Source organism: Vreelandella neptunia, from assembly GCF_022489065.1.
Classification (GTDB): Bacteria; Pseudomonadota; Gammaproteobacteria; order Pseudomonadales; family Halomonadaceae; genus Vreelandella; species Vreelandella neptunia_A.
The window spans coordinates 82999-105004 of record NZ_JAKVTW010000012.1 but is presented as its reverse complement, the minus strand read 5'-3'; the positions used below and the strand labels follow the sequence as shown (position 1 = coordinate 105004).

The 22006-nt window shown below is 55.1% G+C and carries 21 protein-coding genes and 1 pseudogene; 7 read left to right on the top strand and 15 right to left on the bottom strand.

Annotation, left to right across the window (positions count from 1 at the left end):
- Positions 1 to 22: 22 nt before the first annotated feature.
- From MLE19_RS15350 to MLE19_RS15330, 5 genes are all read right to left on the bottom strand, one after another.
- Positions 23 to 490: a RidA family protein gene (locus MLE19_RS15350; protein WP_240719007.1), complete on the bottom strand. Its 468-nt coding sequence runs from the start codon at positions 488 to 490 to the stop codon at positions 23 to 25.
- Positions 491 to 530: 40 nt separating this feature from the next.
- Entirely contained in the window at positions 531 to 1805 is a 1275-nt protein-coding gene (locus MLE19_RS15345) for a TRAP transporter large permease (protein WP_240719006.1), read from the bottom strand.
- Positions 1806 to 1821: 16 nt separating this feature from the next.
- Complete coding sequence (locus MLE19_RS15340; RefSeq protein WP_240719005.1) at positions 1822 to 2343, bottom strand: TRAP transporter small permease; 522 nt, start codon at positions 2341 to 2343, stop codon at positions 1822 to 1824.
- Between the two features lie 75 nt (positions 2344 to 2418).
- A complete protein-coding gene (locus tag MLE19_RS15335; protein WP_240719004.1) occupies positions 2419 to 3420 on the bottom strand; it encodes a TRAP transporter substrate-binding protein in 1002 nt (333 codons plus the stop codon).
- Between the two features lie 79 nt (positions 3421 to 3499).
- Positions 3500 to 4495 (bottom strand): asparaginase, encoded by a 996-nt coding sequence (locus tag MLE19_RS15330; protein WP_240719003.1) that lies wholly within the window; start codon positions 4493 to 4495, stop codon positions 3500 to 3502.
- A 216-nt stretch (positions 4496 to 4711) separates the two neighbouring features.
- On the opposite strand from MLE19_RS15330, the gene MLE19_RS15325 reads away from it, so the two are divergent.
- Entirely contained in the window at positions 4712 to 5470 is a 759-nt protein-coding gene (locus MLE19_RS15325; RefSeq protein ID WP_240719002.1) for a FadR/GntR family transcriptional regulator, read from the top strand.
- Between the two features lie 32 nt (positions 5471 to 5502).
- Here the strand turns inward: MLE19_RS15325 and MLE19_RS15320 are convergent, their stop codons facing one another.
- A complete protein-coding gene (locus tag MLE19_RS15320) occupies positions 5503 to 6396 on the bottom strand; it encodes a LysR substrate-binding domain-containing protein (protein WP_240719001.1) in 894 nt (297 codons plus the stop codon).
- 185 nt (positions 6397 to 6581) lie between these two features.
- Here MLE19_RS15320 and MLE19_RS15315 point away from each other — a divergent pair, with 185 nt between their 5' ends.
- Positions 6582 to 6917, top strand: a complete 336-nt coding sequence (locus MLE19_RS15315; RefSeq protein ID WP_240719000.1) for a hypothetical protein — start codon at positions 6582 to 6584, stop codon at positions 6915 to 6917.
- A 109-nt stretch (positions 6918 to 7026) separates the two neighbouring features.
- Here MLE19_RS15315 and MLE19_RS15310 read toward each other — a convergent pair whose 3' ends face one another.
- Positions 7027 to 9162, bottom strand: a complete 2136-nt coding sequence (locus MLE19_RS15310; protein WP_240718999.1) for a PhoX family protein — start codon at positions 9160 to 9162, stop codon at positions 7027 to 7029.
- A 198-nt stretch (positions 9163 to 9360) separates the two neighbouring features.
- On the opposite strand from MLE19_RS15310, the gene MLE19_RS15305 reads away from it, so the two are divergent.
- Positions 9361 to 9738 (top strand): YbaN family protein, encoded by a 378-nt coding sequence (locus MLE19_RS15305; RefSeq protein WP_240718998.1) that lies wholly within the window; start codon positions 9361 to 9363, stop codon positions 9736 to 9738.
- A 42-nt stretch (positions 9739 to 9780) separates the two neighbouring features.
- On the opposite strand, the gene MLE19_RS15300 is transcribed toward MLE19_RS15305, so the two are convergent.
- A complete protein-coding gene (locus tag MLE19_RS15300) occupies positions 9781 to 10287 on the bottom strand; it encodes an Lrp/AsnC family transcriptional regulator (protein WP_240718997.1) in 507 nt (168 codons plus the stop codon).
- A gap of 229 nt (positions 10288 to 10516) precedes the next feature.
- Here MLE19_RS15300 and MLE19_RS15295 point away from each other — a divergent pair, with 229 nt between their 5' ends.
- The 4 genes from MLE19_RS15295 (at position 10517) to MLE19_RS15280 (ending at position 14334) form a co-directional block, all read left to right on the top strand.
- The gene (locus tag MLE19_RS15295; protein WP_240718996.1) at positions 10517 to 11533 is read left to right on the top strand and encodes a 1-aminocyclopropane-1-carboxylate deaminase; all 1017 of its coding nucleotides are present in this window, start codon (positions 10517 to 10519) and stop codon (positions 11531 to 11533) included.
- A gap of 140 nt (positions 11534 to 11673) precedes the next feature.
- Positions 11674 to 12015, top strand: coding sequence for a DUF6482 family protein (locus tag MLE19_RS15290; RefSeq protein ID WP_240718995.1), 342 nt, complete (start codon positions 11674 to 11676; stop codon positions 12013 to 12015).
- A gap of 75 nt (positions 12016 to 12090) precedes the next feature.
- On the top strand, positions 12091 to 13446 hold the full coding sequence (gene mgtE, locus MLE19_RS15285) for a magnesium transporter (RefSeq protein ID WP_240718994.1): 1356 nt from the start codon (positions 12091 to 12093) through the stop codon (positions 13444 to 13446).
- A gap of 144 nt (positions 13447 to 13590) precedes the next feature.
- Positions 13591 to 14334 carry a sulfite exporter TauE/SafE family protein gene (locus MLE19_RS15280; RefSeq protein WP_240718993.1) on the top strand — a complete coding sequence of 248 codons (744 nt, stop codon included), beginning with the start codon at positions 13591 to 13593 and terminating at the stop codon, positions 14332 to 14334.
- An 11-nt stretch (positions 14335 to 14345) separates the two neighbouring features.
- On the opposite strand, the gene MLE19_RS15275 is transcribed toward MLE19_RS15280, so the two are convergent.
- The 7 genes and pseudogenes from MLE19_RS15275 to MLE19_RS15245 form a co-directional block, all read right to left on the bottom strand.
- Positions 14346 to 15239, bottom strand: coding sequence for a drug/metabolite transporter (locus MLE19_RS15275; RefSeq protein WP_240718992.1), 894 nt, complete (start codon positions 15237 to 15239; stop codon positions 14346 to 14348).
- A complete protein-coding gene (gene phnX, locus MLE19_RS15270) occupies positions 15236 to 16054 on the bottom strand; it encodes a phosphonoacetaldehyde hydrolase (RefSeq protein WP_240718991.1) in 819 nt (272 codons plus the stop codon). Before phnX ends, MLE19_RS15275 begins: the two co-directional genes overlap by 4 nt.
- The gene (locus MLE19_RS15265; protein WP_240718990.1) at positions 16054 to 17202 is read right to left on the bottom strand and encodes a 2-aminoethylphosphonate--pyruvate transaminase; all 1149 of its coding nucleotides are present in this window, start codon (positions 17200 to 17202) and stop codon (positions 16054 to 16056) included. Before MLE19_RS15265 ends, phnX begins: the two co-directional genes overlap by 1 nt.
- Before the next feature lie 63 nt (positions 17203 to 17265).
- The gene (locus tag MLE19_RS15260) at positions 17266 to 18960 is read right to left on the bottom strand and encodes a putative 2-aminoethylphosphonate ABC transporter permease subunit (RefSeq protein ID WP_240718989.1); all 1695 of its coding nucleotides are present in this window, start codon (positions 18958 to 18960) and stop codon (positions 17266 to 17268) included.
- Complete coding sequence (locus MLE19_RS15255; protein ID WP_240718988.1) at positions 18957 to 20081, bottom strand: putative 2-aminoethylphosphonate ABC transporter ATP-binding protein; 1125 nt, start codon at positions 20079 to 20081, stop codon at positions 18957 to 18959. Before MLE19_RS15255 ends, MLE19_RS15260 begins: the two co-directional genes overlap by 4 nt.
- A 53-nt stretch (positions 20082 to 20134) precedes the next feature.
- Positions 20135 to 21172 (bottom strand): annotated as a pseudogene (locus MLE19_RS15250) (putative 2-aminoethylphosphonate ABC transporter substrate-binding protein).
- 107 nt (positions 21173 to 21279) lie between these two features.
- Complete coding sequence (locus MLE19_RS15245) at positions 21280 to 21990, bottom strand: UTRA domain-containing protein (protein ID WP_240718987.1); 711 nt, start codon at positions 21988 to 21990, stop codon at positions 21280 to 21282.
- Between the last annotated feature and the right edge of the window lie 16 nt (positions 21991 to 22006).

Sequence of the window (22006 nt, the reverse complement as noted above, 5' to 3'; positions counted from 1 at the left end):
GTTATATTCCTCCTTAGCGTGCTTAGCGCACTTCAAATATTGCTTCGACTTCCACCGCGGCATTGCCCGGCAGTGTCGCCACCCCAATTGCAGTTCTGGCATGGCGACCTGCATCACCAAACAGCGCGACAAATAGCTCTGATGCACCGTTGATTACCAGCGGCACATCGTGAAAGCCCGGCGCCACATTGACGAAGCCGTTCATGCGCACGCAGCGGACCACCCGTGAGAAGTCACCATCAACCGCATCGCTCAATTCCGCCAAGAGGTTTAAAGCACACGCTTGGGCCGCCAGTTTTCCGGTTTCAAGATCGAACTCACCGCCCACCTTGCCAGGATAGAGAACATCACCGCCACGTTCGCAAATCTGGCCCGCTAAAAACAACTGATTGCCCAACCGAGACCAGGGCAGAAATAGCCCGCGCGGTGTTGGAATGGCCGGTAATGTAAGGCCCTGGTCCGCTACCGCCTGTTCAATCGTTTTACTCATGATTCGTTGTCCTTATTTGTTAGCGTCTTTAAACCATTGATTAATAGATTAACGAGGGCAGCCAAGTGCTGAGCCACGGTACATAAGTGATAATAATCAGCGCTATCAGCATCAAACCAATCAGCGGCAAACAGGCTTTAAACACTTCCTGCAGTGACATTTTAGATATCGCCATGGCGACGAACAGGTTCAGACCTACCGGTGGGGTAATCATGCCCACTGAGAAGTTAATCAACGTAATGACACCGAAGTGAACAGGGTCGACGCCCACTTGCGCAGCGATAGGCTGTAGCAGCGGCGAGAGTACGATGATGGCCGAGGCGCTATCGAGGAAGAAGCCAGCAATAATCATTACGACGTTAAACAACGCCATGACTTGAAAGGGATCATCCGTCCACGACAGCACCTGCCCCGCCAGCTGGCTGGGCGTGCCAGTAATTGCCAATAGCCAAGAGAAGGCCGAGGCGCCAGCGGTAATCAACAGCAGCGTGGCGGAGATCAGCCCTGAGCTTCTTAACGTTCCCGCTAGCGCTTTAAGGTTGATGGTGCGATACACCACCATGCCGACAAACAGGCCATATACGCAGGCCACCGCTGCCGATTCAGTCGGGGTGAATACGCCGCTGTAGATGCCCCCCAGCAGAATCACCGGCAGGCCAAGGCCCCAGGCAGCGTCTTTAAAGGCCGCAAAAATTTGCCGTAGTGTTGGGAAAGGTGAGCGCTCATAACCTTTGATGCTGCTAAAAACAATGCAGTAGGCGATCAGTATCGAAGCGATAACGATGGCCGGTAATAAGCCTGCTGCAAACAGACGCCCAACGGATGTGCCGGTCACCGAGCCGTAGATAATCAGTGCAATACTCGGCGGCACAATGGGGCCTAGCGTACCGGCGGTGGCAATCAACCCAATGGCAAAGCGTTTATCGTAGCCCGCCGCTACCAGCGCGGGAAACATGATAGAGCCAATCGCCACCACAGTAGCGGGGCTTGAACCGGAAATGGCACCAAAGAATAGGCACGACAGGACGGTAGCCGCGGCTAAACCGCCGGGCACCCACCCCACTAACGCCTTGGCAAGATTGATCAACCGGTCGGAAAGCCCGCCAATCCGCATTAACTCCGCCGCCAGGATAAAGAACGGAATCGCCATCAGCGAGAAGTTATTCATACCGGTAAACATGCGCATCGGCACGATCACGGGGTTAGTGGAGCCAAAAAATTCAATGGCGAGAAATACCGCTAATGCTAATGAGGCAAAGATGGGCAGCCCGAGCAGCAGCACGGCAAAGAAGATCGGTAATAATGCAGTAATCATGGTCGCTCTCCAGGAGTTAAATGAGCTTATCCGAACCGGCTACAAGCTCTTCGGAGAGACCTACCGGAGGCTTTTTCCAGACTTCATTGATTACCCATAGATAACGCAGAATCAGCAGTACACCGGAAACACCAATCGGCAGGTAAAACCATGCCATGGGTAGTCTAAGTGCAGCAGTTAACTGCCCGCGATCCAGCGTGCTGAAATAGAGAACAAAGCCGTAATAAGTCATAAAGCCAGCGAACACGATACCGATGATTGCAGCGATCAAATGAAGCCAACGATTAACGGCGGGCGTGGCAATCGCATTCAGCACATCGACCGAAATATGCGTGCCATGACGCACACCCATACTGGCACCCACAAAACTCATACAGATAATGGAGTAAATAACGACTTCTTCAGCCCAAAACAGCGAACCGCTAAAGCCGTAGCGATAGACAACTTGGATGGTAGTGAGGATGGTCGCAATCGACATGAAAACGACCATCGCCACACTTTCCAAGCGATCAAGACATTTGTTGAGCGCTTCGAACATGAGAGATCCACACCCTTAAGTGGGTAAGAGGAAAAGAGCGAGATTTATAAAAACTAGGTTTACGGAAACCTCTGCTTAGTACTCGATACCCACCGAGTCATAAACTTTGTGGAGCAGTTCGGTGGTGACGATCTCTTCATACTCTTCGTGCACCGGCATGCTGGCTTCGATAAAGGCTTCGCGCTGCTCTGCAGTGAGTTCGTTAATGGCAATTTCGTCTTTAATGTCTTCCATAATGGTTTCTTCGTCCTGCAGCGTTAATTCGCGGGACGTGTCGCGGCCATTTTCAAAGGCTTCCAGCATGATCGCTTGCAGATCTTCTGGTAGCGAATCCCAGGAGTCCTGATTAATCACCGCCGCATAGGCGTGGTAAGCGTGATTCGTCAGTGAGAGATAATCCTGCACCTCGTGGAAACGCATGGTGTAGATATTAGCCAGCGGGTTTTCCTGACCGGATACAACGCCCTGCTGCAGGCCGTTATACACCTCGGTAAACGCCATGGCGGTGGCGTTAGCGCCCAGGTTTTCATAGGTGGAGATAATGATCGGCGCCTGCATGGTGCGCATGCGGATACTATCCATATCCTCGGGGGTTTCGATCGGGCGATCATTGTTGGTGATATGGCGGAAACCTGCGCCCCAGAAGTTGACGCCATACATGTTATGGCCATTCAGGGTATCGAGGATTTCGCGACCCACTTCACCATCCAGGGTTTCCACCATGGTGTCGTAATCGGCAATCAAGAACGGCAGATCCAGAATCTGCATGCGCGGCTCAAAGTTGCCCAGAGTGGCCGTGGGAGGGATACCGATATCAACCAAGCCCATCTGAATCTGCTCAATGATTTCAACGTCGCCCCCGACCTGAGCGGCGGGCAGTACGTTGATCTCGATACGGCCATCAGATTTCTCTTCAACCTCCTCTTTAAAACGCAGCGCCGCTTGGCCGTTAGGCGTTTCTTCAATCAACACATGGGCGAAGCTGAAGGTATAGTCAGCCGCATGGAGTTGAGCCGCACTTAAAGAAGCAACGGCAATGGCAGCAGAGAGGGTGGCTTTTGTCAGCGTCAGTTTCATGTCCAGCACCTTATTTAGTTGTGGTGAATTGCTTTTTTAGTTTCCTGTTACCGCATATTGAGCAAGGTTGAGAGGCCGCTCACGCCATCAAGCGCTCCATCGCATCCCCCAGCGCTTCGCGTGGGGTACTACTCAGCAGCAAGGCAAGGGCAAGCCTTGCCTTACGTGCACTGATATCGTTGAGTGTTAGCACTCCAGCAGAGGCTAAATCGGCTAGGCTGCCGCTAAATTCATAACTGGTATTCACCGGCCCTTGCGCGCAGCTACTCACGACCGCTATCGGGACGCCCGCGCTAACCATTTCTCTTATTTCGTTCATCCAACTTGGCGGTACATGTCCACGACCCAAGCCATCGATTACTACCGCTTTTGCCCCGCTCTCAACAGAGGCTTTCAGTAGCGCGGGAGAGGCATCTAAATAGGCGGGTAGCAGATCAACCCGTGGTAACGGCAAATCCCACCCTTTAATCGGGGCCGCGACCACCTTTTCCGCGTAATAGAGTTTCACCCGCTGCCCGTCGATATATCCCAGCGAACCAGCGCCAGGGGCTTCAAATCCGTTGAGCTGAAAGCTGTTCACCTTGCGGGCATAGCGAGCCGCAAACAGCGACTCGTTGAACGCCACGACACAGCCAAGCTGGCTGAGTTGCGGGCTTGCCGCCGCCACGATGGCATCGCAGATATTTTTAAACGCATCAGTGCCCAGTTGGTGAGGCGCCCGCTGAGAACCGGTGATGATACAGGGCTTATCCGCGGGCAGCGTGAGCGATAGAAAGTAAGCAGTCTCTTCCAAGGTATCGGTACCGTGGGTGATCACCAGACCGTCCACATCCGCCCGCGCTAAGGCTTTCCGCCCTTGGCGATGGAGCTCAGCAAGGTCGGCGAGAGTGACAGCATTGCTGGGTTTTTGCAGAATCGACATCACCTCTAGCGTTATCTCGACGCCCTGGGGTAGTGCCACCTGCTCCAGCAGTTGCTCTCCGCTTAATGCCCCTGACTGGCTACGCCCTGAATTACTGGGCTTGCTGGCAATGGTGCCGCCCGTTGTCAGCACTACGATGTGCTTTTTACTCATGCAGATTCTCTTGTTTTATGCCAAGCTAATACAAACAGCAGACATCAGATGTCTGTTTTCAGACTAGACCAAAGAACAAGCCATAAGCAAGTCAGGCACATAAACCAAAATAAAATAAGAATATTGCTTTTAAATATATGCGATCAGAGGCTCTAAGCCGCTAGGCTTACGTTTCATTAGCATGCAATAAATCCCGATGAGCCACGTGAGGCCCACATGAGTTTTAAACGCCAGCCCGAAACCAACCCAGCGAACACAACGTCTTTTGGGGATTCGATGGAGCGCAGTTCCGTTGCGCTACAACTACTAGAGCGTATCAAGAGCGCCTTGATACGCGGCGACCTGAAGCCAGGGGATTACCTTCCCTCAGAAACTGAATTGACCCACAGCCTGGGCATTGGCAAATCGAGCGTGCGTGAAGCCATCAAAATGCTGCAAGCGATTGGCATTGTGGAAGTCAAACGCGGCCAGGGCACCATGATTCGCCGTGAACCCGGCACGCCGTTAGTCGATCCTATGGCGTTCGGGATGATCTTGGCGCGGGGCATGACAAGGGATGTGCTTGAGTTCCGTCTGATGTTTGAACCGGCGTACACCCTGCAAGCCATGCGTAGCGCCACAGCAGAGGATCATCAGCACATTCAGCAGAGTATCGACGCCATGGAAGAAGCCATCCGCGAGGGTGCTCAAACCTCCAAGCACGATATCGCCTTCCATCGCGCCATTCTGCACAGCACCCATAACCCCATGACCATTCGCGTCGGTGAAACCTTGCTGCAACTGATTGAGGCCGCACTGGAAACCTCTATGCGTTCCCTGCCTGAAACGGCCTTAAAGGATCACAAAGCTATCTATAAAGCCTTCAAGGCAGGCGATAGTGCCGGTATTCACGCGGCCATCGCCGTTAGCAGCGAAAGCTGGGAAACCAACCTTACTTATGAAGGTGACAGCGAGCTGAGTGCAGCACCGAGTTAGCATAATTGGCAATTTCTTCAGATGGCGTGGGTTCACCCTTCCCGAAAAGCCTCCACCACCCGTTCGGCCAGTACTTCGCTGGCGTCGCCACTGCCAGCACGCTTAACCAGCGCCACTTGGTAATCAGCGAGTGGGGGCAGTGCGTCACTGGTGAGGCGCTTGAGCGGAGATCGAATCAAGCTTTTCGGAAACGGGGAAATGGCCAGGTCTGCCAACATCGCAGCTTCCTGACCGGCACAGTGGTCGCAGGAGTAGGCGATGCGGTAATTCACCCCGGCGCTATCCAGTGCGTTGAGTGCAATTCGACGCCACGCACATCCCTGTTGAGCCAGCGTCACCGGTAGCGGGTCGCGCTGGGCTGCCAAGCCACCTTCACGGCCCGCCCATACCAGCGGTTCGCTATGAACGACCTCCCCACGTGCCGCTTGACCAGGCTCCCCTGACATTACCAAGGCGAGATCAAGTTCTCCTTCATCGAGTCTTGCAAGCAATTCGATACTACGGCCAACCACCACATCGACCTGAACTGCAGGGTGCGAGCGGGCAAACTGGGCTAAAACGGTGGGCAAAATACGCCCCACCACGTCGTCGGTTATCCCCAGCCCAACGCGCCCTTCGATGGTAGGGGCTAAAAACTGGGTCACCGCTTCCGCATTGAGTTTAAGCAGCCGACGTCCATAGCCCAGCAGCACTTCTCCCTCGGCAGTCAGGCGGACGTGGCGCGCTTCGCGCACAAACAGCGTCTGGCCGAGGATCTCTTCTAGGCGTTTGATCTGCATGCTCAGCGCCGATGGGGTGCGAAACAGCTGCTGAGCAGCGCGCGTGAAGCTGCCACTTTCAGCAATGGTTACAAAGGTGCGCAGCACCTCGCTATCCAGTAGCGGCAAGGCAGCCCGGCTGGGAGCCATGGTCGATAGTTGATTCATCACGCTCACCTTTCAGAAAAACTTAATGCTTAGTGTAGATCTTTTCGTTTGATTGATCCAAGTCAAAGCGCCAAGCTGATAACCAGAGGTCGCGACCCTCCTACTTATTAACCACAGATCACCGCTGTCCAGCCGGTGCCCAAGCGCCGTTGACTGCACAGTCGTTGTGAAAAAGGAGGTGCGCGATGAAGTGTGAACACCCGATCCAACATGCCCAACATGCCTGGGAAAAAGCGAGCCAATTGGCGCCGCCCCCCAAGCCACCACAATTGCATTTTTACCTGCCTGCCATGCCGTCAATGAGGCTAGTTCGCGCGCTCGATATGGCCTGGTGGCATTACCGTCGCCGGCGGCTTTTCCGCCGCCATATACTGCCGCTGCTGGCCCACGACGATCAATTACTGCTGGATATTGGTCACAGCCGTGAAGATATACTCTGGGCCAACCAGCTCCCATTGAAAGTCGACTCCCTTCACGCGTTAGAAACCCGACAGAACAAGCGGCAAGTTCAGCAGACCTAGAATCAAAAAAGCTTCGAACCTGTGAGAGGTTCGAAGCTTTGAATGAAGTCCTTAATTGCGTTTTAAGCACCTAATATAGTTATTAGGCTTTGCACTCGACGCCTGTTTTTTACACGCCTATCTGCCCGCCATCGCGTTTCTGAATAACAACAGTCGATGCTCGAGGGCGTACTTGGCCGCTGGCCGCCACGGTGGCGTCTTGCACTAGCTCGCTACCATCGGCAGGCCAGTTACCCGGATGCTGAATGTTAATAAACAGCGCGGTTTTATCCGGCGTTGCAAAAATACCCGTCACTTCGCAGCCGTTCGGCCCTACCGCAAAGCGTTTAAGCTGCTGCTGGTTACTGCTGTTAACCACCGGGCCGGTGCCTTGAATATCGTCTAGCCCGTTAGGTACCACCGCGAGCAACTGGTCATTGGTGTACTCCGTGACACCTTCATAGCCGTTATCAGTCTGGATCCAGAGGATACCTTGACCGTCATCGCGCTCATCAAACCAGAGCCCATCGGGGCTGGCGAACTGATTCATTTCTGTCAGGCCCGAGTGATTATCGGCATCGTCAGCGGCGGCGCCAAACACAAACACCTCCCAAGTAAAGGCGTTGGGCAACCGGCTTTCGCGCCAGCGAATAATATGCCCCGCTTCGTTATTGGCGCGAGGGTTGGCGGCATTGGTGGGTGCTAAATCGTAACCAACACCTACTTGTTCCAGATGCTCACCGTCATTAGTATAAGTTGGGGTTGTCTCTTCAGCGGTACGCTGCGTGTTATTGGTGAGGGTGAGATACACCTCACCGGATGCCGGATCGACGGAAGCCCACTCAGGACGATCCATTGGCGTGGCGCCCAACAAATCTGCTGCATCGCAGGTGTTGATAATGATACCTGCCGCATCGTCGTCGGCTAGCCCCAACGCCGCCGCCAGTGTGCGTCCATCGCGCGTTTGGGTGCTAGGCGTTAGCGGCAGCCATTCGCCGCTGCCGTCAGCATGGAAACGGGCCACATAGAGAGTGCCGTTATCCAAATATTTGTTGCCAATGGCAAGACGATCGTACTCTTCACCTGGGCGGTTGGCATCGGCGGGATTCCAGGCAGTATCAGAAACATATTTGTATACGTACTCGTTGCGGGCATCGTGCCCCGAATAGTAAACCACTGGCTGACCTGCTTCCAGCTTGCCTAACCAACACCCTTCATGGCGGAAACGCCCAAGTGCCGTACGCTTAACCGCCAATGCATCACTATAAGGATCGACCTCCACCTGGTAGCCAAACGTGCGTGCTTCGTTACGATAGTCATCTTCAGCACGCTCGCCGCGCGAAGTAATGTCGAAGCGAGCAAATTCGTCATTCTGTTCAGAGGCATCACCTGCCGAAGTATCCCAACCATAGCGGCTTTTATCGGTGGGAATACCAATCCGCGCATCGTCCTGGAAGCGTTCGCCGCGGTTCACAAAGATATCGGGCCAGTTCTCTTCACAGGCTATATAGGTGCCCCAGGGCGTTACCCCGTTACCACAGTTATTGTTGGTACCACGGGTTTGGTTACCCTCAGGCGAAAAGCGCGTTTTGACGTAGTCACTGCCCGCCACTGGCCCGGAAAGTTCCATCACCGTCGCACTGGTGAGACGGCGGTTGTAGCGCGATCCCGGCACGTGCGCCCATTGGCCGCTAGCGTTCTTTTCGACCTCGACAAGGGTAACACCGTGAGCGTTGATTTCGGTGCGCGACTCCTCTGCTGGCCGCTGGCCCTCATCAGCATTAGTGGGGCCTCCCTGGGGCGCCCATAGCGCTGCTTGGTCGATATACTCATTGTTGAGCGCCAGCACAAAACGACGCGAGGCGTTGTCGGTACCCAGGGCAAAACCGGCCATACCGTCATGGTGCATGCCCACACTCTCCGCCTGACGCTCAGCGGTCATCGGCTGTTCGGGCTGCCAGGTAACATTTTGGTGCAGCGGCGTGCCCCACGGCACCAGGACTTGGGCCACATAACCTTCCGGCACCACAACGGCATCGGTGAGCGACCCATGAACCGCTTCAAACGCCAGTGTCAGAGGTGTTTTTTGGGCGCCGCTCGAGGCAAGCGCTTGAGCAGCACCGCCAAAGCTAAGCATTGAGGCAGCGGCCATGCTTAAACCACCACGCATCACATCCCTACGGGACACATGGCGCGCCAATACCTCGGCGAATGGCTGGTTGCCGCTGTGGTTAAACAGGCGATGATCTTCAATCTCTTTACTCATTGGGGTCTCCCTCTGATCGTTTGTAGGCCAACGATTGAACTGAAGGAGACACTAATTAAGCTAAATGACAGGGTAATGACGGGCTGACTTCATTTAGGTGAAGACTGTCAGCCTGCGTGGCAAAGCCGTGATATAAAACCATACTTATTTATACATAATGTGGTGTCACGGATAGTAGCAGGCCAATCAGGAGCAAGGATGAGACTGTTCAGCATCTTATGGGTAGCGGTGGCGACCATTAGTTTCAGCCTTGGTATGGTGGGAATTTTTCTACCATTAATGCCCACCACTGTTTTTATGCTCATCGCTGTTTACTGTGCATCTAAAGGCTCGCCGCGGTTTGAACAGTGGATTCGCTCGCGCCACTATGTTGGTCCACTACTGCTAACCTGGGAACAAGAGCGAGCCATACCCCGCCGCGCCAAACTGGCGGCCATTAGCATGATAGCGGCGAGCGCGCTCCTCATCATCTGGTCTCTTGATGGAGGCTGGCTGCGATGGGGTTTGGTCGCTTTCCTCTTAATCATCGCACTGTGGCTGGCAACTCGGCCCGAGCCCTCGTCTTCTCCTAGATAGCGTTATAAACCGCGCCACCTCTAAAGCTCAGTTGGTAAACACCTAAATCGGCACCTGATGGGTCGAGACCACCTGACGTAGCCCCATAAACGAGCGGATCTGGCGCACCCCAGGCAGGTAGAGAAGTTGTTCGGCGTGCAGCCTGTTGAAGCTTTGGCTGTCCCGGGTGCGCACCAGCATAAAGTAGTCAAACTCCCCTGTTACCACGTGGCACTCCATACAGCCAGACACCTTCTGGGCCGCCTCTTCAAAGGCGGCGAAGGATTCCGGCGTTGAGCGGTCCAGCACCACGCCAATCAACACCACCATGCCCGCCTGAAGCTGTTCCGGGTCTAAATGAGCCACCACTCGGCTGATCACCCCGTCCCGCTTGAGCTTTTCAACTCTGCGCAAACAAGCTGCGGGGCTTAGATTAACTCGCTCGGCCAAGGCCACATTCGATAGCGTGGCGTCATTCTGAAGCAGTTTTAGAATTCGCTTGTCGATACGATCCAGCTCACCCCCTGGCTGGTCGGCATCTGAGCGCGAAAGCGATCGCTTGGCACACACTAATAGTGTCCTTATTGGCTATTTAGAAAAATTTAAAAACGGATTTATTTATTTATATCACTTTTTATTGCCCATAAAGCAAATACTTTGCAACACAAATAATAACGATACCGCTTACTATAAAACGGTGCTGAATATAAAAATTAGCGAGCTCGCCAACGTTTCACATTCATCCTCGCCATGCGGTTTTGGTACCGCTCTCTCTCGCTTAGAAGTAGGAAATTTTTATATGAACCTCGAACGCTTCCCCCGTTACCCGCTCACCTTCGGGCCCTCCCCCATTACGCCGCTCAAGCGACTAAGTGAACATTTAGGCGGTGAAGTCGAGCTCTACGCCAAGCGCGAAGACTGCAACAGTGGCCTCGCCTTTGGCGGTAACAAAACCCGCAAGCTGGAGTACTTGATTCCTGAAGCGCTGGAACAGGGCTGCGACACGCTGGTATCGATTGGCGGCATCCAGTCCAACCAAACCCGCCAAGTCGCCGCCGTCGCTGCCCACTTGGGCATGCAGTGTGTGCTCGTGCAGGAGAACTGGGTCAACTACTCGGATGCGGTGTATGACCGAGTGGGCAATATCGAGATGTCGCGCATTATGGGGGCCGATGTGCGCCTGGACGACGCGGGATTTGATATCGGCATTCGCCCCAGTTGGGAGCAGGCCATGGAGGATGTGCGTAATCGGGGTGGCAAACCGTTTCCGATTCCCGCTGGCTGCTCCGAGCACCCTTACGGCGGCTTAGGCTTTGTGGGCTTTGCTGAAGAGGTGCGCCAGCAGGAGAAAGAACTGGGCTTCACGTTTGACTATATCGTGGTGTGCTCGGTCACCGGCAGCACTCAGGCGGGCATGGTGGTGGGCTTCGCTGCGGATGGTCGCGCCCAGCGCGTGATTGGTATCGATGCCTCTGCCAAACCCGAACAAACTCGCGAACAGATTCTGCGCATTGCCCGCAACACCGCAGAACTGGTGGAACTTGAAGGCGGCATTGGCGATGACGATGTGATTCTGGATACCCGTTACGGCGGCCCCGAATACGGTCTGCCCAACGAAGGCACGCTGGAAGCCATTCGCCTCTGCGCCCGCCTGGAAGGGGTACTTACCGATCCCGTTTACGAAGGCAAGTCGATGCACGGCATGATCGACATGGTGCGCAACGGTGAATTCCCAGCAGGCTCAAAAGTGCTCTACGCCCACCTGGGCGGCGTGCCTGCGCTGAATGCCTACAGCTTCCTGTTTCGGAATGGTTGATAGCCCCTCTGACCCGCCTGGCCTGCCGCTTGAATGGCTCAACCAGGCGGTTCGCCTTCATGTAACCCCCTAAACAGCTGTACAAATACAGAACAGAATTTAGACTCGGCGTATAAGATTCCCATTGATGAGGATACGCCATGTCTTCAAAGCTCCCCGCTCACCTCACCCTTGAAGACCTTGCGCAATGTTCCGCGCCCCTGCCAGACGTCGAGGTACACGGACTTGATATGGGTTGGTACATCGTGCGCCTTCACCAGAATAACGCTGTCAGTTTGCTCACCGACCAGCATGGCGAGACACAGCGTTTCACCGGCACGCAGTGGATTGGCCATGCGCTGGCACCGCTGGGTTTCACCCACGGTACGCTTACCTGGGCTGACGCCGCCGATGAAATGATAGGTACCGATGTGCCACCTGTTTCCGCTCAGCAACGCTTAGCCTACGGCGTTCGCGTGGCTTTCAACCAAACCAGTCTATAAACTCAACACAGCGAGCCGCCGAGAGTTTGCAATGTTATTGCCATAAACACCTAGTTTCCAAAAAGGACGGACGCTATGCGCGATGATGAAAAATATACCAATAACGAAGAGCTGCTACTCTATCTTCAAAAGCTGTTAGACACCCCAGACACAGCGGCTCTACAAGAGTTTTTCACCGAACTCGATATTTTAGACATTGCGCGAACACTTGAATCCTTCCCGGCTAAAACAAGAGATTATCTTTGGGAATTTGTTCCTGACGATTTAATTGGTGAGGTGCTTGCCGAAGTTGATGAAGACATCCGTGCTGACTACATCGAAGATTTATCGGCCAGCGACGTAGAGCAAATTGTCAAAGGCTTGGATGCTCAAGAAGTTGCGGAAGTACTGGATGTTGCTGATGAGGCCATAAAAACCAGCGTTTACGCCAGCTTAGACCAGGATATTCGTGCTCACGTTGAAATTCTTCATGCCTATGAAGATGATGTGGTGGGTCGTTACATGGACCCTGAAACCGTTAATGTAAAACAAGGTGTGTCGCTAGAGGCCGTACAACGTTATATCCGCATTCATCACTTACTCGACGATGAGTCGCAGCAGATTATGATTACTGATAAGGATAAACGTCTTCTCGGCACCCTGACCCTAATTGATTTAATCAAACAACCTCAAGAAGCCGTTGTTGATGATTATATGGATGATTTTTTCACCCTGAATGATCAAATGAAGGTCAGCGATGCCGCCGCATTATTACGCTCTAAAGAACTCCACTTTGTGCCGGTATGCGATAGTGATGGGTTATTGGTAGGACAGCTAAACGCTACCGATGTATTAGAAATCACTCAAGACGATGCGGATCTGACGTTGAAGCATATGTCGGGCGTTAGCGACGAAGAAGAAGTCTTTACGCCCATAGTTCGCAGCGCGAAAAGTCGAGGTATTTGGCTGGGCATTAATCTGCTGACCGCCTTCTTAGCCGCCTTTGTGATTGGTCAGTTCGAGGCCGTACTGGATCAAATTGTGGCCCTGGCGATTTTGATGCCAGTCGTAGCGAGCATGGGAGGAATTGCAGGAAGCCAAACCCTTACCGTTGTAATCCGCGGCCTAGCGCTAGGCCAGCTCGCTGGTAACAATAAACAGTGGCTTTACAACAAAGAGCTATGGGTAGGCATGAGCAACGGTTTTGTGTGGGCAATCGTGGTCGGCTTAATTGCCTTCATCTGGTTTGGCGACCCGCTGATTACGTTAGTCATAACCCTGGCCATCTTTATCAATATGAGCTTAGCCAACTTATCCGGCGTGCTGATTCCGCTGGTGTTGAAACGGCTGCAGATTGATCCGGCGTTATCAGGCGCGGTGATCTTGACCACCGTGACCGATGTAGTTGGATTTTTGTCATTTTTGGGGCTCGCGACGCTGATTATCTTATAGTTACCCAACCACGAGTGGCTGATAAAAGCTTGATGGAACGACACTTCGCCCGCTAACGTTTCTTCAGTGCTATGCTTTACGACCCCGCACACGCGGGGTTTTTCGCGTTAGGCTCTTTCAGCTACTCATCGCCAAGGATATATCATGTTCCCTGACTACTCCGTCATCGCCTGGCTACTGATCGTGTTTTCCGTTTATCTAACCGGCGTTTCAAAAGGCGGCTTTGCGGGTGGTTTCGGCACGCTTTCGGTGCCGCTTATGGCGCTGGCCATTAGCCCAACTCAGGCAGCCGGGCTATTGCTGCCGCTGCTACTTGTAATGGATGTATTCGCGGTAAAGGCCTGGTGGGGTAAGCAATCAAACGCCGAAGTCTGGCGCTTTGTACCGGGCTTATTTATCGGAGTGGCGGTGGGGACGCTACTGTTTGGCAGCCTGAGTGAGCAAGGCGTGCGCCTAGCATTGGGTATTTTATCCGTCGTGTTTGCCGCCTATATGCTGCTGAAACCAGTCGCAAAAAAGCCAATTTCCAGCCGATGGGCGCTGCCAGCGGCAAGCGTTTGCGGGTTTACCAGCTTTATTGCCCATGCGGGCGCGCCGCCAATGAATATGTATCTAATGCCGCGCAAGCTCACCAAAGAGACATTCATTGCCACCTGTACGATCACTTATGCGGTAGTCAACACCATCAAATTAGGCCCGTATGTGTGGCTTGGCGAGGTCAACATGACCAGCGCCTGGGCATCGCTACTGCTGGTGCCGGTAGCTTGGATCGGCGTTCGCAATGGTCTATGGCTGCAAAGTCGTGTTAATGAGGCGCTGTTTTATCGTCTAGTGATTTTAGCGATGTTTTTAGTGGGCATTAACTTGATGTGGCAAGCATTGAGCTAGGCATTGTTCAGTTACAACGCCACCAGCACCAACCCCGCTACCATCACCAGGGTGCCGAGGGCTTTTGCCCGGGATGCAGGCTCTTTTAACCATAGCACGCCCATCAAGACACCCACTGGAATAGAGAGCTGGCGCAGCGCTACCACGTAACTCACCTCATCGGTGAGCGCCATGGCCATCAGTACTAAGCCATAGGTGCAGGTCATCATCAACCCAGTGGCCACCAGGACCGGCAACCCTTGCTTGCGAAGCGCAGGCAAACGGCGACGCTCTGCCGGTAACAGCGCCAGCATCGGTACCGCCCACGCCAGCGTCATGACCGATTGCAGCACCATAAACACCGCCCCAGCGGTAAGCCCGCTATGCCCTGCTCCTTGCATCAGCCCCAGCGCCTGCTTATCGATTAACGAATAGCCCACCGTGCCCGCCGCGGCCAGCAGTGCAAACCCCATGGCTGGCGTGAGATAAGTAGATAGCCTGCGCGCCTCGGGGTGGCTAAGCGGCAGGCAGAGGGCGCCGACCACCACCAGCACCATGCCAAGTCCGTCCCATCGGTCCAGCACTCGGCTGCCCAATAGCGCAATAGAAATGAGCGGTACCAGTACCACCGGCAGCGCCCGGGCAATGGGATAAAGCACGCTAACTTCCCCACGGGCATAGGCCCAGGCCAAGCCGCCCATATAGAGCATTTGGCACAGCCCTGAGAGCGCCAGCCAGCCCCAAAAGGCAATTGGCAACGCCACGAGTGAAGGCCCAAGCAGCACCAGCGGCAGCATCACCGCACCTCCAGCGCCGTAAGCTAAAGCAAAAGAGGCCAATGAGGGCGCGTTGCGCTTACCCAGCACGTTCCACCCAGCGTGCATACATACCGACACCAGTACCAGAGCGAGTGCGGTAGGACTCAAGGACGCTCTCCCCGTTGTAAGCGTGTATTAATAGTTTCTACAACGCCGGGCAGGTCGGCAATGGTCTCAATACAGTAGTGGGGTTGTGAAGGCGCAAACTGGGCGGCCACTTGCTCGTGGGCCGCTTGGCGCTCTGATTTACTCAGCGATTGATACTCTGCATAAGTTAGCCCTAGCGCATTGCCTGAGCAGGTAAGCGCGACGGTCCACATTCCCGCGCTACGCCCTTCAAGTATGCCCGGCGTGGTGTCGTCGACTTTAATACAGGCAGCCACATCGCTAACGCCTAGGGCAATCACATTGGCCAGCGCCTGGGCAGGATGCGGACGGCCATTGGGCACTTCATCGGTAGCCACCACATGATCGACCTGCAGGCCGTTATCAGCGGCCAGGGCGGCCACCTTTTCCATCACGACTAATGGATAACCGGAGCAGGAGCCAATGTTAAGCCCCTGGGCGCGCAGCGTAGTTAGGGTGTCGAGCGCGCCAGGAATTACCGCCGAGTGGTCGGCAATTTTGGCGATTTGCAACGGCATAAAACGCCCGTAAAGCGCCGTGACATCATCATCAGCAGGCGCATGGCCGACCGCCTGAACAAAGCGTTCGGCAATATCCGGTTGATTGCAGAGTGTACGAATATGATCCCACTTGCCCATGCCCATGGGCCCGCGGGCTTCTTCCAGGCTAATCGCCACACCCAGCTCTGCGAACGCTTCGACAAATATCTGGGTCGGTGCAAAGGAGCCAAAGTCGACCAGAGTACCTGCCCAATCACAGATAACCGCCTGAAGATGTTGAGGAGATTGATACTGCATTAGGCACTCCCAAATTGTGAAGATAGGTCAGCAATAAGAGAAACATCCATATCTGCTAGCGCCTCTTGGATGGCACTTAGCAGTTCCGCGATCACCGTCGTGTCTAGCTGGCCAATGCAGCCGATGCGAAAGCTTTCTACCTCGGTCAGCTTACCGGGGTAGATCAAAAAACCACGCGCCTTTAGCGCCGCGTAGAAGGCGTTAAACTCAAAGGCGGGATAAGTGGGACTTAAAAACGTGGTGATAATCGGCGACAACCACTCATCTTCCAGCAGCGTACTAAAGCCCAGTGACCGCATGCCGTTGACCAGTGCATCACGATTACGGGTATAGCGCGCGCAGCGCCCCGGCACACCGCCCTCTTCCCGGTGCTGGGCAAGCGCCGCCTGAAAGGCCACCACGGTGTGGGTGGGCGGCGTAAAGCGCCACTGACCGGTGCGCTCCATATATTCCCACTGGGCGTAGAGATCCAGACTCAGCGAGTGGGCGCGCCCTTTGCCTGCTTCAAGCAGCGCCTGGCGAAGGATCACAAAGCCAAACCCCGGCACACCCTCAATGCACTTATTGGCAGACGAAACCAGCACATCGATAGGTGTTTTCGCGAGACTAATCGGTACGCCACCAAAGGAGCTCATCGCATCCACCACCAGCGTTTTACCATGGGCGTGTACCACCTCAGCTATCGCCTCTAACGGGTTTAAAATACCGGAGCTGGTCTCGCAGTGAACCAGAAACACCAAGGTAATCTCTGGGTCTTGTTCAAGCAGTGCCGCCACTTCGTCGGGATGGGGAGGCAGGTAGTCGCCCTTATCCAGGGTCACGTAACGGCGGCCCATCATGTGGAGCAACTGCGCCGCGCGCTTGCCGTAGGCGCCGTTCATCAGAACCAGCACTTTACCGTTGGGATCCGTGGCGCAGGCCAGCGCACTCTCAACCGCAAAAGTACCGCTGCCTTGCATAGGCACACAGGCGTAATCACTGCTTCCTGCCTCGGCCATGGCAAGTAGCTGGCGACGAATATCAGCAGTCACTTGGTTAAAATCATCATCCCAGGAGCCCCAGTCACGCAGCATGGCAGCCTTGGTCGCATGGGAGGTAGTCAACGGCCCTGGGGTTAATAGATAGGGCTCTTTGATTGAATTAATCATTTTGGTATATACCAGATTTTTTAAACACTTTAATCGCAAGCAAAGCGGCTGTCTAGGTGTTGCTTAGCCTGCCAATCGCCAACGTTGAGCGTTATTTAACAGAACATGGGTAAGCACTGCATGCAGCAGCTTCACCACCAGCGAGGTGAGAAAAATCAGTACGGCCATGGCCGCCGCGCTGGCAAAGTAGCCCGCCTCATCCAGGTGCAGTACCGCTACCGACGCAAGCCGAGTATCGCTGTTATAGAGGAACACCACCGCCGACACTGTCGTCATCGCATTGACGAACAGGTAGACCGAAATATCCAGCACAGCGGGCAGGGAGACCGGCAGCGTAACGCGACTGAAGGTGATCCAAAACGGCACTTTTAGTGAGGCCCCCACGGCTTCAAACTCAGGGTCAAGCTGCTTGAGTGCGGTCACTGAGGTGAGGTGACACACCGTATAAAAATGCACCAGCGTGTTGAGCACCAGAATCGCCATGGTGCCGTAAAGCCAGTTCAGGGGATTACCTGCCTGGTTAAAAAAGAAGATATAGGCAAGCCCCAGCACCATGCCCGGCACTGCCATGGGCAGCATGGCCATAAAGTGTAGCCCTTGGCGCAGCGGACGGTAGCCTTCGCTCTTTTCGATCAGCCAAGCGTTAAAGAAGATCACCAGCGTGCCCACTAACGCTACGCTAAACGCCAATTTGAGCGAGTTAAACCACGCGCCCCAGCCGCCATCGGCCATGCCTTGGAAGGTGTAGTGTTCCAGCGTGAAAGAGAGGTTATAGGGCCAGAACTGTATCAGTGAGGCATACACCGCCGTACCGATGACGAGCAGAATAACGCCCGCTACCGTGTAGCAAAGCAGCGCAAATATCCAATCCCGCAGCGGGTTGGCCGTGGGCTGCCACGGCACCGCCCGGGCCGAGAGCTGGGCGACTTGGCGGCGCTGTATCCAACGGTCGACGATAAAGGAAAGCACCGCTGGCAACAGCAAAATCACGCTCACCACCGCCCCCATTTGAAAGTTCTGCTGGCCGACGACCTGTCGGTAGACATCGGTGGCCAGCACGCTGAACTGGCCACCGATGATTTTAGGCACGCCAAAGTCGGTAATCGCCAGGGTAAACACCACAAAAAGACAGGAAATTAGCCCGTAGCGTACTCCAGGCAGGGTAATGGTCAAAAAGGTGCGCCACTTAGGGATGCCCAGGGCTTCAGCTGCTTCGTAGAGCCGGGCATCGCTGTTGGTTAGCGCCGTAGTCAGCAGCATCAGCGCGTGGGGGAAAATCCAGAAGCTCATGCCTATGACGATACCGATCGGCCCATAAATCGAGTGGCCCGCCAGCACGTCGCGCAGAAACCCCTGATTGCCAAACAGGTAAACCAAGCTAATAGCGGGCAGCAGCGACGGCGCCAGAATGGGCAGAATCGCTAGCATGCGAAACAGCCGTTTGCCCGGCATGCAGGTACGGGTAATCCCATAGGCGCATACAAACGCTAACCCTACTACCGCCACGGTGGTCATCAGCGCGACCCGCAACGAGTTGGCAATCGAATTGACCAGCGCCGGGGTTTGAAAGTACTGAGCAAAATTGGCCAAGCCGATAAAGTCACCGGCGCGGTCTTGCAGACTTTTAACCAGCATGGCCACCAGCGGGAATAGCAGCCCCACCACCAGCAAAGCGACACCCGCCAGTAGCGCCAATAAACGAATAAGCGACTCCAGCGACGGCTTGGTCGCCGATGTTGAGAAGGCGTTGGCGATCATTGATGACTGCTCCCAGCGGGGTACAGGCGTGCGGCTTCCGCAGGCAGGTGAATAGCTAACGTTTGCCCCACGTAGAGATCCAAGTCGCTACTATCACGGCTGGGCACATCGGCGATTAGCGTTTGGTCAGCTTCGGTTAGGTGCAGGGTGACCCGCTGAAAGGGGCCTAAAAACTCGATTCCGACCACCTCGCCCTTCAGCGCTCCACCGTCACGGCTAAGCGCCACTGTCTCCGGACGGATGGCCAGCTGGGCGGCTTGGCCCGACGCCAGAGTGTGCGGCAGGCAGGCGCAAGGCGTGGAGCCAACCAGCGCCTGGGTGCTGCCCTGCACAGTGACATCGAGGAAATTCATGCTGCCAATAAACGAGGCTACAAAAGCGCTGGCAGGCTGGTGGTAAATCTCGGCCGGGGTGCCCACCTGCTCGATCACGCCGTGGTTCATCACCACAATGCGGTCGGCCATGGTCAATGCCTCTTCCTGGTCGTGGGTCACCATAATGGTGGTCACACCCAGGCGCGCCTGGAGCGCTTTAATTTGGCTGCGCAGATGGCCGCGTACCCGAGCATCCAGCGCCGAGAGGGGTTCATCAAGTAATAACAACCCCGGCTCGGTGGCCAGCGCCCGCGCCAGCGCAACCCGTTGCTGCTGGCCGCCGGAAAGAGCTGCCGGGTACTTCGTTTCACTGCCCGTTAAGTTCACTAAGGCGAGAAGTTCAGCCACCCGAGCATGAATATGTGCTCGATCAACCCGGCGGTTACGCAGCCCATAGGCAACATTGTTAAACACCGTCAGGTTGGGAAACAGCGCATAAGATTGAAACACAATGCCAAAATCACGTGCTTGGGTAGGCAGTGCGGAAATATCGTTGCCACGCTGAATCAGCGTGCCTGTCGTTTGCTTGGTAAGCCCCGCAATGGTGCGCAGCAAGGTGGTTTTGCCACAGCCGGAGGGGCCCAAAAAGCAGACAAACTCGCCCTCGTTAATGGTCAGGGAAATACCGTCTAGCGCAGTAAAACTACCAAAACGCTTGGTGACGGTATTAATGCGTAAATGCGGTGTCGTAGGGGTCATCACCGCCGGCGAGTCGGCTGCCAGCAGCGATGTCATGGTGGTGTGCATAACATCTCCAAGCCCCGGCTTAAACGCCGAGGCAACTGATCGCGAATCGCAGCTTACTGTTCGGTTTTACCGTCATAGCGGCGCTGCCACTCAGCCAGCACGCGCTCGCGGTTCACGGCCGCCCACTACTTGAAGTCGGCGTCGATCATGCGCTCGGTAATATCGGTGGGGTAGTTTTCGATGGGCTGTGCAACGCCAGGATAGGCCACCACCGCATAACCTTCGTTATACAGCTCGTTGGCTTCCCGTGAGATCGACCAATCCAACAGCGTTTGCGCCGCTTCTTGCTTGTCGGTACCGGCCACCATTGCGGACGCTTCCATATCCCAGCCCAGACCCTCTTCAGGGAAGACAACCTCAATAGGCGCACCCTGTGACTTCAGGCGCGCGCCTCGGAAAGCGAATGACACGCCTACTACGGTCTCGCCTGTGGCCGCCAGGCTACAAGGTGCAGAACCCGAATGGGTGTAGCGCGCGATGTTGTTATGCAAACGATCCATATAGTCCCAGCCCTGCTCCTCATCCCATAGCTGTAGCCAGCTGGCGACATCCAGGTAGCCGGTACCGGACGAGTTGGGGTTGGGCATGATCACATGGCCTTCAAACTCTGGCTGGGTCAGGTCTTCCCAGGAGGACGGCATCGGCACGCCCTGGCGTTCACCTTCGATAGTGTTGTAGCAAATAGCCGCCACCCAGGCGTCCATGCCCACCCACGCGGGGTCTTCGCCGTCTCGATAGGCCGCATCGACAAATTTTGGGTCGAGGTTTTCAACGCCTACGGGGGCATAGCGTTCCAGCATGCCCTCTTCTTCAAGCACCCGCAGGCTGGTAGCGGCCAGGCCCCAAATCACGTCGGCCTGGGGGTTGTCTTTCTCTGCTAGCAAGCGAGCGGTAATCACGCCGGTGGAGTCGCGCACCCAGTTAATCTCGATATCCGGATGGGCGGCGTTAAAACGTTCGGCGTATTTTTGCAGGTCGTCGGACTCAACGGCGGTATACACCGTTAATTCAGTGGCCTGAGCATTTGAGGCAAGCGCAACCGCAGCGACAGCTGCTAACAACGTGGAGGGTAATAAACGGCGTGGCATCATGATAGTAGTCTCCCGGCTAATTGGTATAGACCAGAAGTTTGCCGCTATTAAATGACAGCGCGATGACGCTTATTTGACCGATTTTTTAAGTTGTGATGCTGAGCGCGTTATTGCTGACCAGAAAGCTCCACGCTGATACACAGGGAATCATGCAGCCAGTGCTCTTCATCGTACTCAATGGGGCGCTGCTGGTCGTCTAAAATGGCGCGGTTAATGTTCAGCCCGGCAGTGCCTGGTGCCACCAGTAACTCTTCGGCGTCAATAGGTAACAGGGCTTCAGATACCATGCGGATCGAGCGGTTGGCCAAGTAGTGCCCCCAGCGCTCACGCAGCAGACCCCAGAGCGACTGTCCACTGTAGATGTCCAGCAATTCGGGCGCGCGCTCTGGCACCACCCACAGCGACTCCACTAGTACCGCGCGGTCATCCACATAGCGTCGGCGGCGGATATGGTGAAACGGCTGATCATCCGGCAGCCCCAGCGCGCGTGCAGCGGGCACATGAGCACGGGTTTCAAGCTTCAAAACCGCCGTTCGGGGCTGCCGCCCCTGGGCACGCACATAGTCATTAAAGCCTGCATCACGAGTGGGGTCGTAAACCAAACGGGCGGGAGAGATAAACCAACCGCGCCGGTTGCTGCGGTGAATAAGGCCCTCACCTTCGAGTTGCGCCAGCGCTTGGCGCAGCGTCACGCGGGTGGTGGCAAAGCGTTCCGCTAACGCGCGCTCAGCAGGCAACTTACCGTCCCAGTGGACGGCATTTTGGTCGATTAAATGACGCAGCTGTTCGGTTAGCTGTAAATAGTAGGCATCAGACATGCACCAATTTTCCTGG